Source organism: Mesorhizobium sp. M0771 (assembly GCF_040320155.1).
Classification (GTDB): domain Bacteria; phylum Pseudomonadota; class Alphaproteobacteria; order Rhizobiales; family Rhizobiaceae; genus Mesorhizobium.
Window position 1 is genome coordinate 1 of the sequence record NZ_JAMYPC010000032.1, and the last position, 17,069, is coordinate 17,069.

General features: G+C 59.7%; 14 protein-coding genes and 2 pseudogenes. 13 read left to right on the top strand and 3 right to left on the bottom strand.

The features are described 5' to 3' along the window. The coding region (locus NKI05_RS29870; RefSeq protein ID WP_352520208.1) for a hypothetical protein at positions 1–760 on the bottom strand (760 nt) is incomplete at its 3' end. Positions 761–1,083: 323 nt separating this feature from the next. Here NKI05_RS29870 and NKI05_RS29875 point away from each other — a divergent pair. The 3 genes and pseudogenes from NKI05_RS29875 to NKI05_RS29885 all read left to right on the top strand — a co-directional run bounded on the left by NKI05_RS29875 (position 1,084) and on the right by NKI05_RS29885 (position 3,856). Next, positions 1,084–2,284, top strand: a pseudogene (locus NKI05_RS29875) (IS256 family transposase). A 210-nt stretch (positions 2,285–2,494) separates the two neighbouring features. After that, positions 2,495–2,719 carry a helix-turn-helix domain-containing protein gene (locus tag NKI05_RS29880; protein WP_023816847.1) on the top strand — a complete coding sequence of 75 codons (225 nt, stop codon included), beginning with the start codon at positions 2,495–2,497 and terminating at the stop codon, positions 2,717–2,719. A gap of 64 nt (positions 2,720–2,783) precedes the next feature. After that, a pseudogene (locus tag NKI05_RS29885) lies at positions 2,784–3,856 on the top strand (IS110 family RNA-guided transposase). 1,683 nt (positions 3,857–5,539) lie between these two features. On the opposite strand, the gene NKI05_RS29890 reads toward NKI05_RS29885, so the two are convergent. Beyond that, complete coding sequence (locus NKI05_RS29890) at positions 5,540–5,974, bottom strand: nitroreductase family protein (protein WP_156951436.1); 435 nt, start codon at positions 5,972–5,974, stop codon at positions 5,540–5,542. Positions 5,975–6,349: 375 nt separating this feature from the next. Here NKI05_RS29890 and dgt point away from each other — a divergent pair, with 375 nt between their 5' ends. Both dgt and NKI05_RS29900 read left to right on the top strand, forming a co-directional pair. Then, on the top strand, positions 6,350–7,219 hold the full coding sequence (gene dgt, locus NKI05_RS29895) for a dGTP triphosphohydrolase (RefSeq protein ID WP_352793896.1): 870 nt from the start codon (positions 6,350–6,352) through the stop codon (positions 7,217–7,219). 146 nt (positions 7,220–7,365) lie between these two features. Beyond that, the gene (locus NKI05_RS29900) at positions 7,366–7,650 is read left to right on the top strand and encodes a hypothetical protein (protein WP_050594151.1); all 285 of its coding nucleotides are present in this window, start codon (positions 7,366–7,368) and stop codon (positions 7,648–7,650) included. Positions 7,651–8,045: 395 nt separating this feature from the next. Here NKI05_RS29900 and NKI05_RS29905 read toward each other — a convergent pair whose 3' ends face one another. Continuing rightward, complete coding sequence (locus tag NKI05_RS29905) at positions 8,046–8,261, bottom strand: helix-turn-helix domain-containing protein (RefSeq protein ID WP_081727481.1); 216 nt, start codon at positions 8,259–8,261, stop codon at positions 8,046–8,048. A 158-nt stretch (positions 8,262–8,419) separates the two neighbouring features. Between NKI05_RS29905 and NKI05_RS29910 the strand changes: the two genes are divergently transcribed. From NKI05_RS29910 to NKI05_RS29945, 8 genes are all read left to right on the top strand, one after another. Further along, complete coding sequence (locus tag NKI05_RS29910; RefSeq protein WP_023700579.1) at positions 8,420–9,064, top strand: hypothetical protein; 645 nt, start codon at positions 8,420–8,422, stop codon at positions 9,062–9,064. A 95-nt stretch (positions 9,065–9,159) separates the two neighbouring features. Beyond that, entirely contained in the window at positions 9,160–9,687 is a 528-nt protein-coding gene (locus NKI05_RS29915; protein ID WP_023682436.1) for a helix-turn-helix domain-containing protein, read from the top strand. Between the two features lie 215 nt (positions 9,688–9,902). Continuing rightward, entirely contained in the window at positions 9,903–10,112 is a 210-nt protein-coding gene (locus NKI05_RS29920; RefSeq protein ID WP_023682435.1) for a hypothetical protein, read from the top strand. A gap of 160 nt (positions 10,113–10,272) precedes the next feature. After that, a complete protein-coding gene (locus tag NKI05_RS29925) occupies positions 10,273–11,925 on the top strand; it encodes a recombinase family protein (protein WP_352793899.1) in 1,653 nt (550 codons plus the stop codon). Positions 11,926–11,971: 46 nt separating this feature from the next. Next, complete coding sequence (locus NKI05_RS29930; RefSeq protein ID WP_352793901.1) at positions 11,972–13,765, top strand: DUF6538 domain-containing protein; 1,794 nt, start codon at positions 11,972–11,974, stop codon at positions 13,763–13,765. Between the two features lie 202 nt (positions 13,766–13,967). After that, a complete protein-coding gene (locus NKI05_RS29935) occupies positions 13,968–15,116 on the top strand; it encodes a phage portal protein (RefSeq protein WP_352793903.1) in 1,149 nt (382 codons plus the stop codon). Next, positions 15,113–15,445 carry a gene transfer agent family protein gene (locus NKI05_RS29940; RefSeq protein WP_352793905.1) on the top strand — a complete coding sequence of 111 codons (333 nt, stop codon included), beginning with the start codon at positions 15,113–15,115 and terminating at the stop codon, positions 15,443–15,445. The genes NKI05_RS29935 and NKI05_RS29940 overlap by 4 nt, the downstream gene beginning before the upstream one ends. Next, entirely contained in the window at positions 15,438–17,021 is a 1,584-nt protein-coding gene (locus NKI05_RS29945; RefSeq protein WP_352793907.1) for a phage major capsid protein, read from the top strand. Before NKI05_RS29940 ends, NKI05_RS29945 begins: the two co-directional genes overlap by 8 nt. Positions 17,022–17,069: the final 48 nt, after the last annotated feature.

Consider the following 17,069-nt stretch of genomic DNA (forward strand, 5'->3'; position numbering starts at 1 on the left):
CGATGGTGCCCGAGGTGGTCTCCGAGTTGGCGGCAGCGTTCGAGCCCGCGGACTCGCCGCCGCGTGCCGGAAGGCCGGCCTCATAGACGGTGGTCTCTCCTATGAGCCCAATCGATGGCGTGGAGTCCTTTCCCAAGACGCCGATGGTCAACTCGCGTGGCTCCAACTGCCCAAACTGCAGGTCCGTCGGGGGGAGCAAGGCCGAAAGGTCGAATCCGTCACCGATACCGCCTGGGGGAACCGTAAAGTCCCCACCAGCACTGCCCGGGGCACCTCCCGGACCAGCCGACATGGAACCGTCGGCGCCGAAGGCGACATCGACGTGGCTTGCTTCAAGGGCGGCCAGCAAGGCAACGCGCGGCACCTCGACGTCGCCGATGATGAAGGTCGGCACGTTCAGGGCGCCATCCTTGATCGCGATCACCGAGCCGTCGGCCTGTTCGAGCAAAAGGTTGTGGCCGTCGACCTTGATGTTGTCGATGGAAACGCTGGACGGAAGCCTGACCATGTTGCTAGCGTCGGCCACATATTCATGGGGCGCCGCCGCTGCGTTCGCCGCCGCGGGAGCCGCCGGTTGAACGGGCGCGCCGCTTCCGACGTCGACCGGCACCGGTTCGGAGGCTGGCGGCGCGGGCGGCTGCGTCGAAGTTGCTTGCGCAACCTGGATCTCTACCGGCGTTGCCTGGCTGCTGTGTTCATTCGGCCCGGAATGCTCGTCGGCCAAACCCGAAAAACTGTCCAAATCGATATTGGTGGTCATTGCTGAAATCCCTCCGGCATTTCCCGGCAAGAGACAGGCACCTCCAAAGAATTGCAACCACTTGTAAGGCTGATTGATATAATCAGGTATGACGCTGCAGTTGAATGTTTAGGCTTAGTTAACTTCCGAGATATACTATGTTATGCGCGACCTGCCGTGAACGGGCGGTCGTGTCCCATCAGGTGGTGTAGCTCGGCAGTAGCGAAGCCGCTCACGAGCGCGCCGTTAGTAGCGCTGTAGCGAGCGAGCGGCGTGTGGGTGGTCATCGGCGCTTTCCGGTAGGGTTTGGTTGTTGACGCCAACCCATTTCGGAAGGACCACCGATGACCGACGACATGATGAACCTGCGCACGCTCGTGGAGAAGACCCCGGATGCCGATCTGCTGCGGGAGATGATCGGCTTTGCCGCCGAGCGACTGATGGAAATGGAGGTGGGCGCGGCCACCGGCGCCAGCTATGGCGAGAAGAACCCGCTGCGGCTCGCCCAGCGCAATGGCTACCGCGACCGGGACTGGGAGACGCGGGCCGGCACGGTCGAGCTGCGCATCCCGAAGCTCAGGAAGGGAAGCTACTTCCCAGGTTTCCTCGAACCGCGCCGCATGGCCGAGAAGGCGCTAACCGCCGTCATCCAGTGAAGCTTATGTGCAAGGCATCTCGACCCGGTCGGTTGACGACCTGGTCAAGGCCATGGGTATGAGCGGCATATCCAAGAGCCAGGTCTCGCGGCTGTGCAAGGAGATCGACGGGAAGGTGAAGGCCTTCCTCGATCGGCCGATCGAGGGCGATTGGCCATACCTGTGGATCGACGCCACTTACCTGAAGGTCCGCCGCGGTGGGCGGATCGTCTCGGTCGCCGTTATCATCGCCGTCGGCGTTAACGCGGACGGCCGGCGCGAGGTACTGGGCATGGAGATTGGCACCTCGGAGGCCGAGCCGATCTGGACAGAGTTCCTGCGCAAGCTGACACGTCGCGGCCTGCGCGGCGTCAAGCTCGTCGTCTCCGATGCTCACGAAGGCCTCAAGGCGGCCGTCACCAAGGTGCTGTGCGCGACATGGCAGAGGTGCCGCGTCCACTTCATGAGGAACGTGCTGGCCCATGCCGGCAAGAGCGGCCGCAGGGTCGTCTCAGCCTTCATCGCCACCGCTTTCGCCCAGGAAACGCCCGAGGCCGCGTCCGTACAATGGCGCGCCGTCGCCGACCAGATCCAGCCGAAGGTGCCGAAGCTGGCGACAATCATGGACGACGCCGAGCCCGACGTGCTGGCCTACATGACCTTCCCCAAGGAACATCGCGCCAAGCTCCACTCGACGAATCCGATCGAACGTCTCAACGGCGAGATCAAGCGGCGCACCGAGGTCGTCGGAATCTTCCCGAACGACGATGCGGTCGTGCGCCTCGTCGGCGCAATCCTGCTCGAACAGAACGCTGAATGGGCAGTGCAGCGGGCCAGATATATGACTCTGGAAACGATCAGCCAGATGAGCGATGATCCCCTGATCAGCCTGCCAGCCGTGGCGCGCTGATCAGCCCGGCCCATGCCGGAGAGCACGGCGACTAATGCCGCCAGCTACACCACGCCGCGGGACACGATCTGACGGGCAAAATGGCCGGATTATGCCTTCTCAAAAAACAGAAAGGGAAACCATGGCGCGAATAGCAGTTATATGATCTCTGCCAGGGACTTTCGTTCACCGGGGCAACGAGAAATGACGATCCGAGGTGTCCAATGCAGAATGGCTCGGGCGGCGCTGGGACTGAAAATAAGCGAGCTGGCCAGCCTTGCGGGGGTCGCCCCGACAACGATCACGCGATTGGAAGCTGGCACTCCAATAGGTCCACGAACACTCAGCTCGATTGAAAAAACTCTTGAGGAGGGAGGTATCAGGTTTGTCTTCGCTGAGAATGGAGACTGCGGCATAATGCTGAGTCCGTTTCAAATTACCTTTGTTGTGGAGTAGTATATATAAGTACAGCAGGGCAACTGCTAAGAAATCACCTGTCAAGCCACGCAGGAGGCGGCTGATGGAATATTTTTGCGGACTGGATGTTGCGTGGACGAAACTGCGGTGTCCGTCGTCGACGAACATGGTGAGGTGCATTTGACGGTCAAGGTGGAGACCGATCCGGATGCGTTGTTCGTGGTGTTGAAGCCGTTCGTGGCGCGGCTGCGGCGCGTCGGCCACGAGGCCGGATCGCTGTCGCCCTGGCTCAATCCCGAGCTTCTGAAACGCGGCCTTCTGGCGATCTGCCTGGAGACACAGCACGTGGGCGCCGCGATGTCGGCGCAGCGCAACAACACGGATGCCGCCGATGCGCTCGGCATCGCCCACATCATGCGCACCGGCTGGTTTCGTCAGGCCCATATCAAGACGCAGGATTGCTATCGGATGCGGCTTTTACTGACCCACCGGCGCAACCTGAAGCGCAAGTTCGTCAATTTTGAGAACGCCTCCGGCACTCGCTGAAGGCGTTCGGCATCAAGCTTGGCGGCACGTCGCGTGGCGCTTTCGACCAGGCGGTGCTCGCGGCCGATCCGCTGTCAGCCGAGTTGATGGACGCCATGTTGTCGGGGCGCGCCGTTCAGTGGCGGGAATATTGCCGGCTGCACGATCTGGTGGTGAGATCGTCGCGCGTAGCGAGCTGTGCCGACGCTTCATGGCCATCCCCGGCGTCGGCCCGGTGACGGCGCTCTCCTTCATGACGGCGATCGACGATCGCGCTTCCGCCGCTCGCGTGACGTCGCCGCCTACTTCGGGCTGACCTCGCGGCGATGGCAGTCGAGCACATCGATCGACGTCCAGGGACGCATCTCGAAGGCTGGCGACGCGGCCGTGCGGCGCGCGCTCTACGAGGCGGCGTCGGCGCTGATGACGCGCCTCCGCGGCATGGACAAGGGCAAAAGCTTGGGCCGGGAAATCGCCAAACGCTCCTGCCATCGCAAGGCGTGCGTGGCGGTGGCGCGCAAGCTGGCGGTGATCATGCACGCCATGTGGAGCGACGGAACGTTCTACGTCGGCGATCCGGCGGCAAGCCCAACCGACGCTGCCCAGCGCGCTCATCTCAAGGACCGCAAGCTGCTCGGAGCCCATCGATGAGCAGGGGATCGTCAGTTGAAACGCAGGGCGTCAGCAACGTGAACGACGCCAGCTGAACACGAAGATCCGCCTTGGCGGATGAGGACCGATGCAGACCAGGAACGACGGAACGCACGTTATCTTGCCTGCGGCCGCGCCGATCCACAGACGGCCGGACCGCGGTCGATTGCCTGTGACGATGCTCCGCCAGTCCGATGGAAAAGTGCGCCACGACGGTTCGAGCGCTGCCACAGTGCAGCCGAAACACCCGTCGCAGAGCGCGTAAGACTGCTCGGCGCATCGGAACTCGACGCCAAAACGTGGAAACGTAGCGTGGAGAATAAATTCGTATATTATCGTAGATGGAAGGAGAAACGACGATGCGTACAAATTCTCGCCTAGCACGACCGATTAAGACGGCTAGATAAAAGGCCGCGAGGTGCGGCGTCGATCGGTCGTTGTTTTTTAATGGAATTTCCGGCGATTTCGCGAGGTGCGGGTTTTCCCTGCACCTCTCAAATCGTCGATTTTCGTTCTTCGTCCGTAGCTTGGTGCGATGTGCGGCCGCCTGGCTGACCTTGAGTTGGGGCCGGGAAAGGAGGGCGGCGTGGTCAGAGACTGTTCTTGAGGTAGCCGCTAGTCGGTAGACAAGGAGCTATTGGATAGACCACGTTAGAAACCTCGCCGACCTAGCCTGAGGTGGCCCGCGATCGGCGAACGGCTCGCTGCAGCAGAGGGGCTTCACCTCGGCTCCTTCACCTCGGCCCGAAGAGTCGACGTCGCCAGCGCCGGCCGTAGGATGGCGGCCGAGCGCAGGCTTGTCGGTTGGCCACTCCCCAGCCGCACTGCGGCTGCAAGGCTTCACGGCCTCAATGGAAGCGCCTCGTCGCGACAAGCCCGCCCCAAAACGAGAATCCGTCGTAGGGCGGTCGGGCGCGGCATATGTCCGAGATGCAGGCGCCGCGCGTTGCCAACTGAACTGGCTGTCGGCTGCCAGGGGTCTCGCAATCTTGAAGCGGATCGCAACCGTCGTATTGCCGACTGATGGTTTTACGTCACTGACTGATCGCCATCACAGCATATGGGAGAGTTTGCCACGTCCAGGATGAACCGCCGCGCCTTGCTTTTCCACACTCCGGCAGCGCTGTCGTCGCCTCGACGGTTGGGGCAAAAGGCGCTCGGTACAGAGCCGCCGGGTTCGCCCTTTACGAAATAGGCTGTAGCAGCGACGACGCCGACAGAGTCAGCCGGGAGGAGGAGAGGTACTGCTCACCAGCAGCGAATATAATCGGTCAGGGAAGGGGATCGTCTGTCCAAGTCGATATCTTTTAGGGAGGGAGGCGCGTGAGACTTTTTCGCGAGTGGCCTAGGAAGCGGTCAGCAACTTTCAGATGTGCCCGTCGGAAACGACGTTGATTGATTGTTGGGAGTGTGGACCGGACTGGCCACTTAGGATCAGCGACGGGCCGCAACTGCCAAAACCGCGTCCATACATTGTCGCTTTCAGGGGGCAGGCCTTCAAGATTGGAGAGTTAGCGGCAGCCGTTTTCTGTCGGTGCGAGCCGGCGAAGCGATGCAGTCGATTCCACATTTTCAGCAGCCAGTCGAAACAACCGTCGAGGGCCAGAAATCACGTGTGCCCCATCTGCGCGGATATCTTGTTTGGCGATTCATGTATCTCCAGGTTGTCGTTTGGTGCGACCACTAACCGGAACTGGAGATTTGCACGGCCCCGACTGCCATGAAGCGGTTCGTTGGAAACCCAATCAAGGGTAGATAGGCGTTGCCTGAAAAGCCCAGCACGTTGGAGCGCAGGCCAAGCCACTCCGCTACGAAACTTAGGGTAGCGCAAACAACACCGGCATCACGCCAGGCCAAGCTTTCTCCATTCACATAGCCTGCATCAATTTTTGACAGGTCTGCTACCAACCGAAGGGTGCACCCTAGGGCGGTTCCCAGTACCCCATTCACCTGCTCTCTGTTGAGTTCGGCTGCCTGGGATGAGGCGCCGAGTAAAGCTGCAGCGTGTCTCGTGGGCAGATACGCGCGTGCCGCATGATCGCTGTTCGACATTTGATAAATGATCTGGACGGCGTGCAATCCACCTGCTGAGGGTGAAATCCGGTGTTCCAAAGGCACGCCGGCACGTCCGATCCCACAAGATTCGCGGGTCCTGCACGCGTACCAAAGCAACGCTTCAATGTCTCGCCAGCTTACGGGTCCTCCAGTGGCGGATCGGCGCGACTGCATTACGTCTATAAATGACCGATCGCGCTGCTCTTCCGGCTTTGGAAGTTCACGTATCACCGCGCCTGCCGGTAACCAGGCAGACCAGTCAAGAGGCTGCTCCCTCGGAGCAGGTTCTTCAGTGAGGCGTCCAGCCAAGAGCCGACCAAGTGTTGTAGTGCTTCACGCAACCCCTGCATTTGCCGCAGGCGTAGTTCCCAACGTGGCACGAGTGCGCCCAGCCGCGAGTCCGATTTTTTCAGGAGCCGGCTGACACATTCGCTTGAAGTGGCCCAGATCGCCCAGGGAATAGCCGAGTTCATCAACCACACATACAAGACTACTTTGCCTGAACCTATTGACGTTAGGTTGTGTTTCGCCGCTGGTCTGGTTCACGACATTGGCCATCCGCCATTCGGTCACAACGGTGAACGGGCGCTCGACAATGCGATGCTCGAATATGGCGGGTTTGAGGGCAATGCCCAAACCTTGCGAATCCTGACCAGGCTAGAGAAGAAGGTCAAATACGCCAAAGCTCTCGAGGGCGATGGCGATATAAGGGCCGGTCTAAACCTCTGCCATCGGACGCTGGCTTCTGTCCTGAAGTACGACAACATGATCAAAGCCGTGCGCCCTGAAGGCTCAAAGGTGGAGAAGGGCTACTACGCTACGGAAAAAACGATCGTCGAGAATATCAAAAGCTCAGTAATAGGCGACTTCAAACTGAAGCGCGGAAAAGAGTTCAAGTCGCTCGAATGCTCGATAATGGATCTGGCAGACGACATTGCATATTCCGTCTACGATCTTGAAGACTGCCTGAAGGTCGGGTTCCTCAGTCCTGCGAAGATCCTGGCGACCAAGGATGCGCTGTTGGAAAAGGTGGCAGCGACCGTATCGAAGCAGATCAAGGAGGACGTCAGCAAGGAAGATGTGCTCGACGTATTCTTCGATATTTTTGCCGGACTGTTCCAGGGCGAGCCCGTTAACGATGAAAGTAGCGCGGGGGTAGATGCGACTGGGAGTTCGGATGGCGCCGGAATGCGCAACCACGAGGATCGGGACAGTCTGCAGCCAGCCGAGGCGGCCAGAAGACAGAAGCTGGAGGCCGAGCGGGAAGGATTCAAGCGATTACCGCTGTCTATAAGACGTCCAGGCTGATCAGTGATGACGGATACAACCGCACAGAGTTGTCGTCGCAACTGGTGCACGAATTCATCTCGTCAGTGGAGTTGGACTACAATGAGCAATGTCCGCCTCTGAGCCAGGTGAAGCTGACCAAAGGGCGATTGCGCAGGAAGGAAGTCTTGAAACAGTACACCTATGAGGCCGCTATCTATGCCCCGCGCGTGAAGCTCGGCGAATATCGAGGTTACGATGTCGTGACCGATCTTTTCGAAGCGCTGATGGCTGACAAGGGCGATATTCTGATGCCAGAGGACGTCAGAGAGCGTTTCAACAAAGCAGACAACATCACTGGCCGGGCCCGCGAAGTGTGCGATTTCGTGGCGGGGATGACGGATCGGTATTCCATCGAGTTCTGGGCGCGTTTGAAATCCGACTCAGCGGAAAGCATGTTCAAGCCGATCTGACAGAGACCGGCGAATTTCAGGATGAGCGGCTTTGAGTTGCACCGCCGAATAGGATTGACCGGCGTGCTTGGCGCTGGCCAACTTCATGGCGAACGTTCCGCTATCGAACTGGACCATCTCTCATAGGAACGACCTTTATACCGGACGGCCCCTGCCTCATTCCAGTTTGGCGTGAAGGTTCTTGCGCCGTCTAAAGCGCGTCGCGTTTGAACGGACTCCAACGGACTCAGGCGACCCGCTTTAGGTCTTTGTTTTTATGCATGTCGCTGTCTCAAAATCGGGGCCACTTTTGAGCGACATGCATTAGAGGTTCAATGGCTGGCGTTGCGTTGGTGGTTGGCTATCTTGTTAATGAGAAGCGCGGATGCATCTCCGCGCTCAGCGTTCTGCTTGTGTCATTTCCCGTCCCGGCGACGCGAAAGCCGGACGCCAAGCCCCCCTCCGTTTTCGGGAATGAATTCGATTCCTGCCGCTTCGAAGGTGGCACGAATCGCCTGAAGAGTGCTGGGCTTGAGTTGATCGCCTTGCTCTAGGCGAGTGATTGTCTGCGTTGCGACTTGGGCAATTTCGGCCAGTTCTCGCACCCCCCAGCCAAGAGCTGCTCGCGCCATCCTGGACTGGATAGGGCTAATTTCATCACCCTGTAATGATTTTTGTTGCCCGCTCACGCCTCGACCTGTAGTCTTTCACCGCACATAAGACGGTCGAACGACGTGCTCGCACACGCCGTTCGACCTGACCACAACCCAAGCTGTTTGGAGCTCGGATCATGGCTGATTCCGACAATACCATGAGTTTGCTTTTCGTCACCCGCAGGAAGGTGCTTGCGGGAACAGCAATCGCAATGGCGGCGACGCAGGCTACATCGTTTGCTCGCATCGACTTGGAGGGTGATGACGCCATTGATCCTGCGGTGGCGGTGTGGAAACGATGGCAGGCGGCTTGGGAGGAGGCTGAACGGCTTTGCACTCAGCAGCAGCGGCTGGAGAGTGTACTTATCGAGACCGTTGGCTTCCCTTGCACGACAGTTACCTTGTCCGACGGCGAGAGCGTGACAGTTCACTCCGTTGAAGCCCTCCAGGAATTGCTCGGTGTTCGTCCGGTTAACACAGTGGCCCGCACCCAAGCTGAAGCTGAAATCGTAGCCAATCAGGCGCGCTGGGATGCCGCCGCGAGGGAGATTGGTTATTCGACAGCCTTACTTGCTGAGCGCGAAGCTGGCGAGCGGGCGAAGAAATTGCTCGAAGCCTTATCCCAAGTTCCTGCAACGTCGCTCGCCGGTATAGCCGCCAAGCTAAATGCAGCGCTTAGGGAAGGGGAGTATTCGCTACATGACAGTGAGCCCCCGTGGCCACAGATCCGCTCGGCCTTAGACGATATAGCTCGGATTAGAGAGCAGAAAGTCTCAAGCTGAACTTCGGCAATAAGGTTCCGAAATCGCGATCATTCGGCGGTTTGGTAATTTTCGCGGGGCTTACCGAATCAAACTCTCTATCCATGGAGTGACTGATGCAGTCCCGAAAGGTATTTGCGGAGCCAGGACGCCCCCGCGTCATCCAGGCATGGCCAAAGACTGAAACCGAGTGTAGCCCGCATCCCGCAGATCAGCACGTCGGCAGGCAGATCGCCATCGTTCGTCTCCAGTCGGACGTATCGCAAGCCCAGCTTGCCCGATCCATAGGCATCAGTTTCCAGCAGCTTCAGAAATACGAGAACGCGAAAAACCGCGTTAGTGCCTCCATGCTCTACGATATCGCTAGTTCACTGGCCGTCCCAGTCAGCCGTTTCTTCGGAGGCCTGCCGGGCAATGAGACTGACCGTGACGTTGCCACGCTAGCGGTCGATGAGCGCATCGATTTTATTGCCAGCGCGGAAGGCCGACGCCTGATTGAAGGGCTGGTGCAACTTCATCCACGGGTGCGCGGCCGTGTGTCGGCCTTGATCGCTGCATTAGGGGAGGAACTGGCGGCCGTCGACCCAAAGCAGGAGAGCGGAACGTCCGCCGAACCCATGCCGGTCGAGGGAGGGTTGGCGTAGATGATTCCTTGTAGAAAGCTCGCGAGTGCTCCTTTCATCACGCTCCTCATTGATTGACAGGCGCCGGGAGTTCCAGAGCCCCGGAATGACTTCCGGAAGCAAAGCGGAAGTAGAAAAGGAAACGGGAGCGTACATAACGGTCATGCGCGATTACGCAGATTTCGACGATCCTTGCTCTGACCGCGCAATCGCGCGTTCGAAATCGGGCAAGTGCAATGAAGGCAACACGCAGAGATGCCAGTCGGCAGGTCGAGGGCGTCCCATATTCTCGGCGGCGCGCTGTCGACGACGCCTTGCTGGAACGAACGGTTCAACTCTTCGAGGCACGCACCGGTCGTTTGTTGTCGAAGGAAGAAGCGCGCCAGATCGTGGAAAACGTCAGCGGGTTCTTTCGCATCCTTGCCGAATGGCACAAGATGGATTGAGTAGCACCGACCGGCACGTGAAATCGCGCTATGGCTCTTCGCCGCCTCAGATGACATGAGGAAAAACGGTTCCGCCGACTGCAGGTTCGCATGTTGTGGCCAGGCCTGACCGCCAACATGCCAATCACATGCGCCGTTTCGTGACTGCGAAGGAGCGGAGATGAAGCCGATCGACAAGCGAGCAGCACCGAAGGCGAAGCCCGGCAGCTTGGTGAAAGCGCTGCTTTATGCGCGCGTGTCCTCGAAAGAGCAGGAGAAAGAAGGCTTTTCGATCCCGGCGCAATGTAAGCTGCTGAGAGAATATGCTCTTCAGCGGCAGTTTGGCATTGTTGAGGAATATGTTGATGTCGAGACCGCCAAGAACACCGGGCGGACCAACTTCGGCGAGATGGTCAAATATCTGCGCAAGCATCCTGGCGTACGCGTCATCCTGGTCGAGAAGACCGATCGGCTCTACCGCAACCTCAAGGATTGGGTGACGCTTGACGAACTCGATGTCGAGATCCACCTCGCCAAGGAAGGCGTGGTGCTGTCGCGAGACTCGCGATCCTCGCAAAAGTTCATGCATGGCATCAAGGTGCTGATGGCCAAAAACTACATCGACAATCTTTCTGAGGAAGCCCGGAAAGGGCAGATGGAAAAGGCGGAACAGGGGATCTGGCCGTCCAAGGCGCCGCTCGGCTATCTCAATGTCACGGCCAAGGACGGTAAGAAGGTCATCGAGCCGGACCCGGTGGTAGCGTCGGTTATCACCAAGCTATTCGAGCGCTACGCGACCGGCCAGTATTCACTCAAGGCGCTCACGAAGGCGGCGCATTGCGACGGCCTCATCCATCCAAAGAGCGGCAACCCAGTACCGGTCAGCACCGTGCACACGATTTTGCGCAATCGGCTCTATACGGGCCTGTTTCAATGGAATGGCAGGCTGCACCACGGCAAGCACGAGCCGTTGGTATCGATCGACCTCTGGGAACGAGTCCAGGGCGTCCTGGCAGGCCGGCACGCGACCCCTATCCATTCCTATGGTTATGAGTTCGCCTTCTCGGGCCTCATGACCTGCGCTGAGTGCGGCTGTGCGGTCGTGGCGGAGGTCAAGAAGGGCAAATACATCTACTACCACTGCACGGGACATGCCGACAAAGGCCGGGGCGGCTATGCCGACTGTCGTCGCAAATATGTTCGCGAGGAGGTGCTGGATAAGACTTTTGCCGGGCTCCTAGACCAACTTCATTTCGATGAGGAGGTTCTGGAATGGGTACGCGACGCGCTGAAGGCGAGCCATGCAGATGAGCGGCGGGAGCAGGAACAGGCGATTGAGCGGTGTCAGACTCAGTACAAGCGTCTCGAAGACCGCCTCAACGCCATGTACCTGGACAAGCTCGACGGCCGCATCGACAATGCCTTCTACGACCGCATGTCGGCGCAATGGCGCGTCGAACAAGCGCGTCTGCTGCGTGAGATAGAGCGCCATGGCGAGGCGCAGGAATCATACATGGACGATGGAATCCAACTGCTTGAGCTAGCCCGCAACGCCAGCCAAATGTTCACTCACCAGGCCCCAAATGAGAAAAAACGGCTTTTGAATCTGGTGCTGTCGAACTGCGAATGGAATCGCGGCGAGGTCCGCACGGTCCTCAGGCAACCGTTTGATTTACTTGCGGAAACGGCCGCGTCTGCGGTAGCTGCACAAGCTCGCGGGGATGTGTCGCTGACGAGGCATCCAATTTGGCTGGGGAACCTGGACAGTAATCCAACGCTTTTTAAGCCTTTGAAATTGAACAAACTATTGCTTTCAAACGTCTTTTCGGCGTAAAACTGTTCCGGTTTAGTGTTCCGGAATGGTGCTACGGAAGGGCGAAATGGCAAGGCTTACTTACCTCGAAAGACGCGGTGCAACTTACTATGCGCGGATCGACATTCCCGTTGATCTTGTGCCACTTTACCACACAACCACGCGAAAGAAGTCGCTGCGCACGAAGGATGAGGCGACAGCGAAGGCCCGGCTCTGGCCGGTCATTGAAGCCTGGCGCGCGGAGTTCGATGACGTGCGCACCCGGCGAGAACTCACCGCCGATGACAAGGCCGATGCGGTCTGGCAGCACTACACCCACGCCCTTCAACGCGACGAGCAGATACGGCAGACGATGCCTACGGATGCCGACATTGAGGCTGCGACCGAACAGGCTGTCGAGCGCGTCCAGCGCGACGGCATCGATGTGCGCGACACCCTGGCGTTGCTCGACGCAAGCGTTGACGTGATGGTCCTGAAGAAACGTCGCGCCTTCGACGCTCACGCCCGAAGAGTTAAGCTTGACGCCATGCGCAAGCATCTGGTGGCCGGTGAGACGGCGCTCATCGAAGACGAGCTCGACGACTACATCGAGCGCAACAAGCTCCTGATCGACCCGCTGTCTCCAGATCGGGGAGACCTCGCCCGGAAGATGATGCGCGCTGAGATCGAGGCCCTACAGCGCACCGTCGAGCGCGACCAGGGTGACTACGGCGGCTCACCGAAAGACCCGATCGTGAAGCCCGCCACCGGCACGTCACGCGAACAGGCGGCACCGGGAGAGGGGATCATGGTCCTGTTCGAGCAATACGCCGCCGAGAACCCCAAAGGCATTGCCACAGATTCTATTGCCCAGGCCCGACGCGACGTTGGCAGCTTTGTCGACTGTGTCGGCACCACATGTCCCGTCCATAGGATCGACAAGAAAGCCGTCCGCGAGTGGAAGGCGCTCTTGATGAAATATCCGGTGAAGGCGACGGAGAGCAACACCTTCACCGGCATGAAGCTTGCCCAAATCGTCAAGCACAATGAGAAGGTTGGGAAGCCAGTAATTGCCTCTCGCACCGTTAATCGCTACCTCTCGAGCCTCAGCGCTTTCTGTAGCTGGCTGGTCAACCACGGCTACCTCGACCACAACCCGGCCGATGGCATGTCCCTCAAGAAGTCGAAGGACAAGACCACGATCCCCTTTACGGTCGACCAGATGAACGCCCTGTTCAAGTCGCCACTGTTCACCGGGTGCCAGAACGGCGACGAGTGGCGCTTCGTTGCTAAGCCTGGCAACGTCAAGATCCTCGACCATCGCTACTGGCTCCCGCTCATCATGCTCTACTCGGGAGCCAGGCCGGCGGAGATTGCGCAGCTTGCAGTAGCCGATGTGCGCCAGGAGCACGGCCACTGGATCATGCACATCACCACGGAAGGCGAGGGCGACAAGAGCGTGAAGACCGAAGGCTCAATGCGCGTCGTCCCTATTCATGACGAGCTGATCCGTTTGGGCTTCATCAAGTATCGGGACGGCATGGAAGCGGCAGGCCATAAGCGCCTATTCCCTGAGGCCAAGCGGAACTCACGCGGCCAGATGGTCGCCGAGTTCTCGCGTGAGTTCGGGCGCTACCTCACGCGGCTCGGAATGAAGACCGGTCGCGGCTTGTCGCTCTACAGCTTCCGGCATGGTGCCGCTGACGCCTTACGCCGGGCAGGGCATCTGGACGAGCACTTCGGCTTCATCCTGGGCCACACCGCCGGCACCATGACCGGCCGCTACGGGATCATGCCACAGGGGATGCTTGCGCAGCGTGTGGCCCTCGTGAACTCGATCGCCTATCCAAAGCTAGAACTATCGCACCTTATGCCGAGATAGATAGCAAAAGCATGAAAAAGTCAATGGAATAAATTCCTATCAAGTGTAAATAAGGGACTTTGTTCCTATCGTCGGTCGTGAGACAATTATTCCGAAATGAGTTTTCGGAGTTGTTGTGCGTTCACGTCCAGTTGAGTTTCTGAAAGGTATCTTCGGAAGCGGAATCGAAAAGAAATCGGTTCCGCTTTCTGATTCAGTAGGCATGGAAGCAATATTCGGCGCGCCGAATACGGTTGCTGGCCCTGCCATCAACGCCGTGACGGCGTTGCGCGTCCCTGCCGTCTATTCAGCTATCGTGCTCGTGACTGGCACGATTGGTTCGCTTCCGGCCAAGGTATTCAACTCCTCACCTTCCGGGAAGCGGACCGCCGACACCCATCCGGCTTATCGCCTCGTGCATAATGAGGCGAACGACTGGACTTCTGCAGGTGCTCTTCGCGCTGCTCTTACCGCCGACGCCCTTCTGCACGACCATGGCTTCGCGTTCGCGAACCGCGTCAACGATCACGTCGTCGAGTGCATTCGACTGGATCCTCGCTCCGTCACGATCAAGGCCGACCCGGCAACCGGCGAGCCCTTTTATGAGCAGCGCGTCGGCACTCAGATCCGTCGCTTCGGTTACCGTGAGATCCTGCACATCGCCGCACCGCTGGGCATGGCGCCGATCAAGGCCGGCCGCGAGGCCATCGGCCTGGCCAAGGTCATGGAAGAACACGCTGCTTCGCTGTTCGCCAACGGCGCACGCCCGGGCGGCGTTATCAAGACCAGGAAGGTTCTGGGCGAGGACGTAAAGCGCAAGTTCGCGGCGGCATGGAACGCTGCTTTTGGTCGCGGCGGCTCCGGTGGTGTTGCTGTCCTGGACGAGGACATGAGCTTTGAAGGCCTCGACGCCATGACTGCGGCCGACGCCGAGTTCACCGCCACCCGCGCCGAGCAGGTTGTCGAGATCGCCCGGCTGTTCCGCGTTCCGCCCCACCTGCTTTTCGAGCTTTCCCGCGCAACCTGGTCAAACGCCGAGGAAATGTTCCAATCCTTCCTTACGCTCACGCTGCGGCCATGGCTCGACGCCTGGGAATGGGCCTACGCCCGCGTGCTGCTCACATCTGAAGAGCGCACCAGCGGCTACTATGTCGAGTTCGTGGTCGATGATCTTCTGACGGCCAACGCGGCCACCCGCGCCACGACTTATCAGCAATATCGCGCGATGGGCGTGCTGACCGCCAACGAAGTCCGCGCCGGCTTGAACCGGGCGCCGATCGACGGCGGCAACACCCTCGAAAACCCGAACATCACGCCCGGCAAGCCTGCCGGCGAGAACGACAACCGCCAGCCCGGCGAGGTAGCAGCGTGACGCATACCGCTTTCTTCGGCGAGCGCGAGCACGCCTTCACGCTGACGCCGGATCTCATCCAGGAGCTTGAACGCAAGACCGGCGCCGGCATCGGCGCGCTCTGCATGCGCGTGCCTGAAGGTCACTTCCGCCACGCTGAGCTTGTCGAGATCATCCGGCTTTCGCTCATCGGCGGGGGGACGATCCCGCAAGATGCGGCGGCACTCGCTGACACCTACGCCGCCAAGCGTCCGCTCAATGAATCATTCCCCATCGCAATCGCCGTCTTGCAAGCCGTCTGGTCAGGCGAGCGGGCGACGACCAGCCTGGACGACACCGCCAATGGATAAGTTTGAAATCAAAGCCGCCTTCAGCGTGTCGGATGCCGGCGAGATCACCGGCCTTGCATGGCCGTTCGGCACGCCTGACAGCGTCGGCGACATTATCCAGAAAGGCGCGTTCACCAAGGCGGCGGCTATGCCGATCTTGTTCGAGCACGACCCGAACCGCGTCGTCGGCAATTGGGAGTCGGTCGAAGAAACCGACGAAGGCCTTCAGGTCAAAGGCCGGCTGTTCCTCGACGGCGTTCCGCGTGCTCGCGACGTTCACACCAGTTTGAAGCGCGGGCGTGTCAACGGCCTCTCGATCGGCTTCCACGCCACGGAAACTAAGACCAGGCCGGACGGCAACCGCACTATCCTCGCCCTCAACCTCGCTGAAATCTCCATCGTCGCGAACCCTAGCCATCCGGACGCGCGAATTCTCACCGTCAAGTCCGCCGATGGCGCGGCACAATCCCAAGGATATGAAATGCCCAACGAAAATACGGCACCCGTCGCCGAATGGACGGAACTTGAAAAGAAGGTAGCGGCCGTCGCCGATCAGGTGAAGACCGTCGCCACGCTCACGGCCCGGTTCGACAAGCTCGAAGCGAAACTCAACCGCCCCTCCGCTGCCAACTCCAACGTCCCGGCCGCCGACAATGACAACGTCGCGCTCGAAACGAAGGCGTTCTCGACGTTCACGCGCCGTGGCGTCGAGCGCATGGGCGCTGATGAAGTGAAGGCGCTCACCGTCGCGGTTGACGCCAATGGCGGTTACCTCGCGCCGGATGACTTCGGCAGCGAGATTCTGAAGAAGATCATCGAGTTCTCGCCGATCCGTCAATTCGCAAAGGTCGTCACCATCTCGGCGGCCGAGGTCAAGCTGCCGCGCCGGCTTACCGGCACCGCTGCAACCTGGGTTGCCGAGACCGACGATCGCACGGCGTCGGGCATGACGTTCGAACAGGCGACGTTTACGCCCTACGAGCTTGCCACCTACACCGACATCTCGACGCAGCTTTTGGAGGACAACGCCTACAATCTCGAAGGCGAGCTTCAGGACGACCTCGCCGAGTCTTTCGGCAAGACCGAAGCATCCGCATTCGTGATCGGTGACGGCACCGGCAAGCCGAAGGGCCTGCTCGCAGCCGCCGGCATTGCCGAAGTCAAGACCGGCAACGCCTCCACGCTCGGCACCGACCCGGCCGCGACCATTATCGGCATGTTCCATGCGCTCCCATCTGTCGTCGCGCAAAACGGTGTCTGGCTGATGAACCGCAAGACGCTGGGCGCTTTCCGCACTCTAAAGGACGGCACCGGCCGTTTCATCATGCTCGACCCGATCACTGCTGGCGCACCGGTCACGCTGCTTGGCCGACCGATCGTTGAGGCCGTCGACATGCCCGACGTGGCTGCCAACGCCTATCCGGTCATGTTTGGCGATCTGTCGGGCTATCGCATCGTCGATCGCATCGGCCTGTCGGTCATGCGCGACCCCTTCAGCCTGGCGACGAAGGGTCAGGTCCGCTTCCACGCCCGCAAGCGCGTCGGCGGCGACATCACCCACGCCGATCGCTTCCTGAAGCTGAAAGTCGCGGCTTAACACCCATGCGGCTCGCAAACGACATAATCGCAATTCCGCACGGTTCTG

What these genes read in the sequence shown, in the direction of transcription:
- NKI05_RS29925 (WP_352793899.1), top strand. Translation starts at nt 10,273, where the DNA reads ATGAAGCCGATCGACAAGCGAGCAGCACCGAAGGCGAAGCCCGGCAGC.
- NKI05_RS29945 (WP_352793907.1), top strand. Translation starts at nt 15,438, where the DNA reads ATGGATAAGTTTGAAATCAAAGCCGCCTTCAGCGTGTCGGATGCCGGC.
- NKI05_RS29905 (WP_081727481.1), bottom strand. Translation starts at nt 8,261, where the DNA reads ATGGCGCGAGCAGCTCTTGGCTGGGGGGTGCGAGAACTGGCCGAAATT.
- NKI05_RS29930 (WP_352793901.1), top strand. Translation starts at nt 11,972, where the DNA reads ATGGCAAGGCTTACTTACCTCGAAAGACGCGGTGCAACTTACTATGCG.
- NKI05_RS29935 (WP_352793903.1), top strand. Translation starts at nt 13,968, where the DNA reads ATGGAAGCAATATTCGGCGCGCCGAATACGGTTGCTGGCCCTGCCATC.
- NKI05_RS29910 (WP_023700579.1), top strand. Translation starts at nt 8,420, where the DNA reads ATGGCTGATTCCGACAATACCATGAGTTTGCTTTTCGTCACCCGCAGG.
- NKI05_RS29880 (WP_023816847.1), top strand. Translation starts at nt 2,495, where the DNA reads ATGGCTCGGGCGGCGCTGGGACTGAAAATAAGCGAGCTGGCCAGCCTT.
- NKI05_RS29920 (WP_023682435.1), top strand. Translation starts at nt 9,903, where the DNA reads ATGAAGGCAACACGCAGAGATGCCAGTCGGCAGGTCGAGGGCGTCCCA.
- NKI05_RS29915 (WP_023682436.1), top strand. Translation starts at nt 9,160, where the DNA reads ATGCAGTCCCGAAAGGTATTTGCGGAGCCAGGACGCCCCCGCGTCATC.